This is a genomic window from Novosphingobium sp. B 225, assembly GCF_002198665.1.
Taxonomy (GTDB): Bacteria; Pseudomonadota; Alphaproteobacteria; order Sphingomonadales; family Sphingomonadaceae; genus Novosphingobium.
The window spans coordinates 1-7,328 of the sequence record NZ_MWLM01000007.1 but is presented as its reverse complement, the minus strand read 5'-3'; the positions used below and the strand labels follow the sequence as shown (position 1 = coordinate 7,328).

The following is a 7,328-nucleotide window of genomic DNA, read 5'->3' as shown; positions in this document are numbered from 1 at the left end:
CTCCGTCAGTTCCTGCGGAACTGCCACCTCCCCCAAAGGGGGAGGATTTTCCTGCGCTAAATCCCCGCGTACCACTGATACCCGCGTGCGTCCTCCCAGTGGCCGCCGCCGCCGCCATAAAGCCCGGCCAGGCTTTCGCGCAGTTCGATCCGCATGATGTATTTGGCCTGCTTGTAGCCCAGCTGGCGTTCCACCCGCAGTCGGATTGGCGCGCCGTGGGCTTCGGTCAGCGGCTGATCGTTCATCCGCCAGGCCAGGATCGTCTGGGGGTGGAACGCCTCCACCAGATCAATCGATTCGTAATAGGGCGCGCCTTCCAGCACGTCGGCGCAGTGGAACACCGCGAAGCGCGCGTTGGGGAGCAGGCCAGCGGCCTGAAGGATCTGGCCGAGTTGCGGGCCCTGCCACTTGCCAATCGCGCTCCACCCCTCGACACAGTCATGCCGGGTGATCTGAGTGCGCTGGGGCAAGCTTTTTAGCGCGGTCAGCGGTAGCATCAGCTTCTGCTTGACCAGCCCGTCAACCCTGAGCGCCCACTGCGCGAATTGCTGGCCAAGGTGCGCGCGGTAGGCCGGATCGGCCACCCGAAGGCTGCCGTTGGCTTTGAACACCGGCGACATGTCTGCCTCGGTAAATTCGCGCGCCAGGCTGTCCCCCACCAGCAGGCGGTGGACCCGCTGGTTGAGCCCGGTCGCGCCTTTCAGCGTATCGCGAAAGCCCGCGCTGGCATTCAGCTGGTCACACCCGCCCAGCAACAGCCCCCCGGCCCCCGCCGCGCCAATCCCGATCAACTTGCGCCGTGACAGGATCATGGTTGAACCTCCTGGTCGCGCGGTAACCGGTACCAGCCGGTCAGCATCGAACGCACTTCGTTGATCGGCCCTGCCAGCACCACCATTACGATGTGAACAAGGAAGAACAGGACCAGCCCGGCAGCGCAAAGGAAATGGATCGAGCGCGCCGATTGCCGTCCGCCAAACAGTTCGACCAGCCACGGCCACCCGGCATCGAGCGCGGGGGACATGGTCAATCCGGTCAGGATCACCACCGGCAACAGCACAAACAGCACCGAACCATAGGCCAGCTTTTGCAGCACATTGTAATGCAAGGCTGCCGCCCCGGTCGGGAAACGCAGCCGTGCGTGCTCCATGATGTGATGCCACAGATGCGCCGGATGCAGCTCGGCAAGGCGCGGGGCGAGATCGCGGCGCAAATGTCCGCGCAGCAGCGACCAAAGCAGGTAGAGCGTCAGCGCGGTCACCAGCACCCAGGCAAAAGCGAAATGCCACAGCCGCGCGTCGGCCAGGCTGTAATAGGACGGGATCGTGATCCAACCGGGGAACGGGATGCCGCCGTTGACATGGGCCAGATCAAGCCAGGCCGGATCGGGATGCCCCCGGGCATCGGCGCCATAGTGGCCCCAATAGAGCCGGGGGTGCGCGTTGAAGATCATCAGCCCGCTCATCAGCAGCACCGTGACCGTCACCGCGTTGAGCCAGTGCCACAACCGCGTGGGCCAGGCATGCCGCCGCACCAGATCGCCGCCGCTCGGTTGCTCATCCGTCATGGCGCGCAGACTAGGCACAAGTTTCCATCCCGACAAAGCCCTTTCGCCAAGCCTGGCGGCCTTGCGCCGGGCCACCCCCTCGCCTACCGCTCCGCGTTCAAGGGGAGAATTCGTCCGTGGCGTCCGTTCGGTTACACCGCGATTCCGCAATCGCACCGTTTGCCGCGGTGACGCTGGGCATCGCGCTGTTCAGCGTGATGGACGGGCTGATGAAGAATGCTTCGATTGCGGCCGGAGCCTATAACGCAATGCTGCTCCGTTCGTTGTTCGGTACGGCGCTGATGTTTCCCTTGTGGAAATGGCGTGGCGGCCAGTGGCCAGACCGGGGCGCGATGAAGCTCCACGCGCTGCGCGGGGCCGTCAGCGGAGCCATGGCGACAACCTTTTTCTGGGGGCTGGTGCGAGTGCCGATGGCCGAAGGCATCGCCCTGTCCTTTATCGCCCCGCTGATCGCGCTGTACCTGGCCGCCGTCTTGCTGGGTGAACAGGTCGGCAAGCGTGCGATCATCGCTTCGGTGCTGGGCCTTGTCGGGGTGCTGGTGATCGCGGCGGGGCGGCTGGGCGAAGGCAACTTCAGCGATGACGCCGCCTGGGGGATCGGCGCGATCCTGATCTCCGCCGTGCTCTATGCCTTCAACCTGATCCTCCAGCGCAAGCAGGCGCAGCTGGCCGGGCCGATCGAAGTGGCGCTGTTCCAGACCGTGTTCGTCGGCCTGTTCCTGGGTCTCGCCGCACCGTGGCTGGCGCAGGTGCCCGGTTCACGCGCGCTGCTCGATATTGGCGGCGGAGCCTTGCTGGCCATGGTTTCGCTGATGCTGATTTCGTGGGGCTATGGCCGGGCCGAGGCGCAGGCCTTGCTGCCGGTCGAATATACCGCCTTTATCTGGGCCGCGATCCTGGGCTGGTGGATGTTTGACGAGCCGGTCACCCTGACCACCCTGGCTGGGGTGGCGCTGATCGTGGTGGGGTGCTGGATTGCTGCACCACGCAGCCATATCGAGGAAGTGGCGCTTTAGTAAGAATTTCGCGTAAAGGCGCGCGGTTCCCGGATCTCGGTCTGTTCGGCGGAATTGACGCCATTTCCGATCCCTCCACCCCTTGACGCGCGGCGGATTCGCGCGCATCGGCGGCGCCGACACAAGGGACCCGCTGCCGCCCCTAGCAGCAGTCTCCTCCGGGGCCCTAGACATCAGGAGATCACGCAGCATGACCCAGGTCGGACAGGACACTCTCGGCACCCGCAGCACGCTCAGCGTCGGCGGGCAGGACTATGCCTATTACTCGCTGGCCAAGGCCGCGGCTAAGTTTGGCGATGTCAGCCGCCTGCCGTTCAGCATGAAAGTCCTGCTGGAAAACCTGCTGCGCTTTGAAGACGGCGGGTTCACTGTCTCCACCGACGATGTGAAGGCGGTGATCGACTGGCAGAAGAACCCCAGCGAAAGCAGCAACGAAATCCAGTACCGCCCGGCGCGCGTGCTGCTGCAGGATTTCACCGGGGTGCCATGCGTGGTCGATCTGGCCGCGATGCGCGATGCGATTGCCAAGCTGGGCGGGGATACCAGCCGGATCAATCCGCTGGTCCCGGTCAATCTGGTGATCGACCACTCGGTGATGGTTGACGAATTCGGCCACCCCAAGGCGTTCGAGGAAAACGTCGAGATCGAATACCACCGCAACATGGAACGCTATGACTTCCTGAAGTGGGGGTCCAAGAGCCTTGCGAACTTCTACGCCGTGCCCCCGGGCACCGGCATCTGCCACCAGGTCAATCTGGAACACATCGCGCAGACCGTCTGGACCAGCAAGGATCAGAGCGGCGTGACCGTCGCCTATCCCGACACCTGCGTCGGGACCGACAGCCACACCACCATGGTCAACGGCCTGGGCGTGCTGGGCTGGGGGGTCGGCGGGATCGAAGCTGAGGCGGCGATGCTCGGCCAGCCGGTGTCGATGCTGATCCCCGAAGTGGTCGGCTTCAAGCTGACCGGCACGCTCAAGGAAGGCGTGACCGCGACCGATCTCGTCCTCACCTGCACCAACCTGCTGCGCAAGCACGGCGTGGTTGGCCGGTTCGTCGAATATTACGGTCCGGGTCTGGCCGGCCTGACCCTGGCTGACCGCGCGACGCTGGCCAACATGGCCCCGGAATACGGCGCGACTTGCGGCTTCTTCGGGATCGATGACAAGACGCTGGACTACATGCGCCTGACCGGGCGCGAGGAAGCCCAGATCGCGCTGGTCGAAGCCTATGCCAAGGAGCAGGGCTTCTGGATCGATCCGGCGATCGAACCGGTGTTCTCCTCCACGCTCGAACTCGATCTCGGCACGGTCGTCCCGTCGCTCGCCGGGCCGAAGCGCCCGCAGGACCGCGTTTCGCTGCCTGACGTGGACGACGTGTTCGCCAAGGACATGGCCGAAACCTACAAGAAGGCCAACCAGCGCGTCGCGGTCGAAGGCAAGGACTTCACCGTGGGCGATGGCGACGTGATGATCGCCGCGATCACCAGCTGCACCAACACCAGCAACCCCGGCGTGCTGGTTGCCGCCGGGCTGGTCGCCAAGAAGGCCGACGAACTGGGCCTGAAGCCCAAGCCGTGGGTCAAGACCTCGCTCGCCCCCGGATCGCAGGTTGTGACCGACTATCTCAACAAGGCCGGACTGCAGGTCCACCTCGACAATATCGGCTTCAACCTGGTCGGTTATGGCTGCACCACCTGCATCGGCAACTCTGGCCCGCTGGCCGAGCCGATCAGCAAGGCGATCAACGAAAACGGACTGGTCGCCGCGGCGGTCATTTCGGGCAACCGCAACTTCGAAGGCCGCGTTTCGCCTGATGTGCGCGCCAACTTCCTCGCCAGCCCGCCGCTGGTGGTGGCCTATGCACTCAAGGGCACGGTGATCGAAGATTTCGTCACCACCCCGATCGGGCAGGGCAGCAATGGCCAGGACGTGTTCCTGAAAGACATCTGGCCGAGCAATCTGGAAGTCGCGGAAACGATGGCGATGTGCATGGACCGGGCGATGTTCCAGGCGCGCTATGCCAACGTCTATCTGGGCGATAAGCACTGGCAGGCAATCAACGTTACCGGCAGCGAAACCTATCAGTGGCGCGCGGGTAGCACCTATGTTGCCAATCCGCCGTACTTCGAGGGCATGAGCATGACCCCGGCCCCGGTGATGGACATCATCGAGGCCAAACCGCTGCTGATCCTGGGCGATTCGATCACCACCGATCACATCAGCCCGGCCGGCAACATCAAGGCCGATAGCCCGGCGGGCGAATGGCTGATGCAGCACCAGGTCGCCAAGGCGGACTTCAACTCATACGGCGCGCGCCGCGGCCACCACGAAGTGATGATGCGCGGCACTTTTGCCAACATCCGCATCAAGAACGAAATGGTCCCCGGGATCGAAGGCGGGATGAGCCGTTACAACGGCGAAGTCATGCCGGTGTTCGACGCGGCGATGAAGTACAAGGCCGATGGCACGGCGATGGTGGTGGTCGCGGGCAAGGAATACGGCACCGGTTCCAGCCGTGACTGGGCGGCCAAGGGCACCAACCTGCTGGGCGTGCGCGCGGTGATCGTCGAAAGCTTCGAACGCATCCACCGCAGCAACCTGGTCGGCATGGGCGTGCTGCCGCTGCAGTTCAAGGACGGCCAGACCCGCGAAAGCCTGGGCCTGACCGGGGATGACATGTTCACCATCCAGGGCGTCGCCACGCTCAAGCCGCGTCAGGATGTCGAAGTGCAGGTCACCCGCGCCGACGGCTCCAGCTTCAGCTTCACCGCGCTGTGCCGGATCGATACCGCCAACGAAATCGAGTATTTCAACAACGGCGGCATCCTGCAGTACGTGCTTCGCAAGCTGGCAGCCTGAGCCATCCAGCCTTGCGCCAAAAGGGGGCGCCGTCCAAACCGGACGGCGCCCCCTTTTTTTGCGCCAGTGACGCATTTATACATTACCGCCGGGCAGAATGCAGACAGACTGCAGCACCAGCATGCGTTCGGGAGAACCGGTAATGAAACTGACAGCCCTGTTTGGCGCCGTGCCGCTTGCTCTGGCGTTCACCGCAGCGGCGCAGGCCGGTCCGGTCAAGGTACAGGGCGGAACCCTGACGCTGCCGACCACGGGCATTGTCATCACCGTGGCTGACGATCCGGCGCGCGACTATATGCTGGGCGGTAGCTGGTCGCTTAGCGACAGCGGATCCTATGATGCCCGCGACGTGGTGGATGAACTCGCGGTCAAGGGCGGCGCCCTGGTGCGTGGCAACTGGATCCTCACCGGCTTTTTCGACGCCGGGAACTGCGACGCCCTGATCGCCGCGCTCAAGGTCAGCAATGGCTGGTCCGCCCCCCATACCTTGTGGGGCAAGCAATGGCAGGCTGGCGGGGGAGACTATGCCTTCACCAACAGCATTGGCACCCGCCCGATGGTGGCGCTGTGCCGGACAGACAAGGACGGACGCGGGCTGCTGTTGCAGCATTTTCTGATTGATCGCCCGGCCGGCATGGCCAAGGCGGCGATGCTGACCGAACTGGGCCAGGCGCGGATTCTGGCGGCGGCGGCCAAGGGCTATGCCGCGCGCAGCGTGCAGGCGCCGGGTCAGCCGGGGCTCGGCAATGTGACCAATCGCGGCAAGAACGCCGCAGCCCGGACTGTCCGGATGGAGCTGGCCCGGATCGAATTTGATCTGCCTGACGATGGACAGTTCTGGATCGTGACCAAGCCAGAGGCCGGCAAGCCGGACCAATCGGATCGGCTCGACCGGCTGCTCCCGTCAATGCCCGACGTTTCCGTGGAAGTTGCGCGGGTCCCAGGCACGACCTGCGATAAATTTTTCGGCATGTTGAAATTGCCGCCGATACCTGGCCCATGGGCAACGCAGGCGGCCAAGCCGGTGGTCGGCGTGCCCGCTGGCTGGTCCGTCGGCCCGGTTACCGCGCTGGAAACCCAGCTTGAACGGATGTTCTGCAAGCCATTTGGCAAGGATGTGCTGCTGGCCGGATATATGGCAGAGAAGTATTCCGAAAACGCCGCGCCAATCGCGCCGCTGCTGAATGCGCTGGCCAAGGCCAGATCCTATTGATCCTGCGCCGGGACAGGACACGGAAGGGCTCGCAACGAAAAAGGGCGGTCACACGGACCGCCCTTTCCCCCTAAAACTGGCTTGATCGGCTCAGGCAGCTTTCGCCTTGGCCAGACGGCGGCGCCCGACCAGGGTCGCGGCAGCCGCACCAAACAGCAGCAGCATCGGCGGTGCGGGGACATCGGTGCCGCCCGTGGTTCCGCCCGAAGTGTTACCCGACGAGGTCGAGGTCGAGCTCGAAGTTGACGAGCTGGTCGACGACGAGGTCGAAGAGCTGGTCGAACTCGAAGTCGAGGAGCTGGTGCTGACATTGCCCGACGAACTGGTGCTCGAGCTGGTCGAGACATTGCCCGAGCTCGAAGTTGAGCTGGAAGTCGAGACGTTGCCCGAGCTCGAGGTCGACGAAGTGACGTTGCCCGAGCTGGAAGTGGTCGAATTGTTACCCGACGAGCTGGTGACATTGCCCGAGCTGGTCGAAGTCGAGCTGGAGCTGGTCACGCCGCCGGTCGAGGTCGAGACGTTGCCCGAGCTGGTCGAGACACCGCCGGTCGAGGTTGAGACACCGCCGGTCGAGGTCGAAACACCGCCGGTCGAAGTGGTCGACGAACTGGTGATTCCGCCCGTGGTGGTGGTGCGATCATCGGGGGTGGGGCGGTCCATGTGGCCGAA

At 64.3% G+C, this 7,328-nt stretch carries 5 protein-coding genes and 1 pseudogene; 4 read left to right on the top strand and 2 right to left on the bottom strand.

Translation table 11 applies throughout. The features are described from left to right. Positions 1-56: 56 nt before the first annotated feature. Positions 57-812, bottom strand: coding sequence for a molybdopterin-dependent oxidoreductase (locus MNBBLIKP_RS01200; RefSeq protein WP_088306698.1), 756 nt, complete (start codon positions 810-812; stop codon positions 57-59). Next, the gene (locus MNBBLIKP_RS01195; RefSeq protein ID WP_088306697.1) at positions 809-1,567 is read right to left on the bottom strand and encodes a cytochrome b/b6 domain-containing protein; all 759 of its coding nucleotides are present in this window, start codon (positions 1,565-1,567) and stop codon (positions 809-811) included. The genes MNBBLIKP_RS01200 and MNBBLIKP_RS01195 overlap by 4 nt, the downstream gene beginning before the upstream one ends. A gap of 197 nt (positions 1,568-1,764) precedes the next feature. Here MNBBLIKP_RS01195 and MNBBLIKP_RS01190 point away from each other — a divergent pair, with 197 nt between their 5' ends. The 4 genes and pseudogenes from MNBBLIKP_RS01190 to MNBBLIKP_RS17890 form a co-directional block, all read left to right on the top strand. After that, positions 1,765-2,583, top strand: coding sequence for a DMT family transporter (locus MNBBLIKP_RS01190; RefSeq protein WP_088306699.1), 819 nt, complete (start codon positions 1,765-1,767; stop codon positions 2,581-2,583). 190 nt (positions 2,584-2,773) lie between these two features. Next, entirely contained in the window at positions 2,774-5,446 is a 2,673-nt protein-coding gene (acnA, locus tag MNBBLIKP_RS01185; RefSeq protein ID WP_088306696.1) for an aconitate hydratase AcnA, read from the top strand. 142 nt (positions 5,447-5,588) lie between these two features. Then, entirely contained in the window at positions 5,589-6,659 is a 1,071-nt protein-coding gene (locus MNBBLIKP_RS01180) for a hypothetical protein (protein ID WP_088306695.1), read from the top strand. A gap of 106 nt (positions 6,660-6,765) precedes the next feature. Then, a pseudogene (locus MNBBLIKP_RS17890) lies at positions 6,766-7,328 on the top strand (hypothetical protein); the annotation flags it as partial.

Excerpts from the sequence above, each read along its gene's own strand:
- MNBBLIKP_RS01190 (WP_088306699.1), top strand. The coding sequence starts at position 1,765 with ATGGACGGGCTGATGAAGAATGCTTCGATTGCGGCCGGAGCCTATAAC.
- acnA (WP_088306696.1), top strand. The coding sequence starts at position 2,774 with ATGACCCAGGTCGGACAGGACACTCTCGGCACCCGCAGCACGCTCAGC.
- MNBBLIKP_RS01195 (WP_088306697.1), bottom strand. The coding sequence starts at position 1,567 with ATGACGGATGAGCAACCGAGCGGCGGCGATCTGGTGCGGCGGCATGCC.
- MNBBLIKP_RS01200 (WP_088306698.1), bottom strand. The coding sequence starts at position 812 with ATGATCCTGTCACGGCGCAAGTTGATCGGGATTGGCGCGGCGGGGGCC.
- MNBBLIKP_RS01180 (WP_088306695.1), top strand. The coding sequence starts at position 5,589 with ATGAAACTGACAGCCCTGTTTGGCGCCGTGCCGCTTGCTCTGGCGTTC.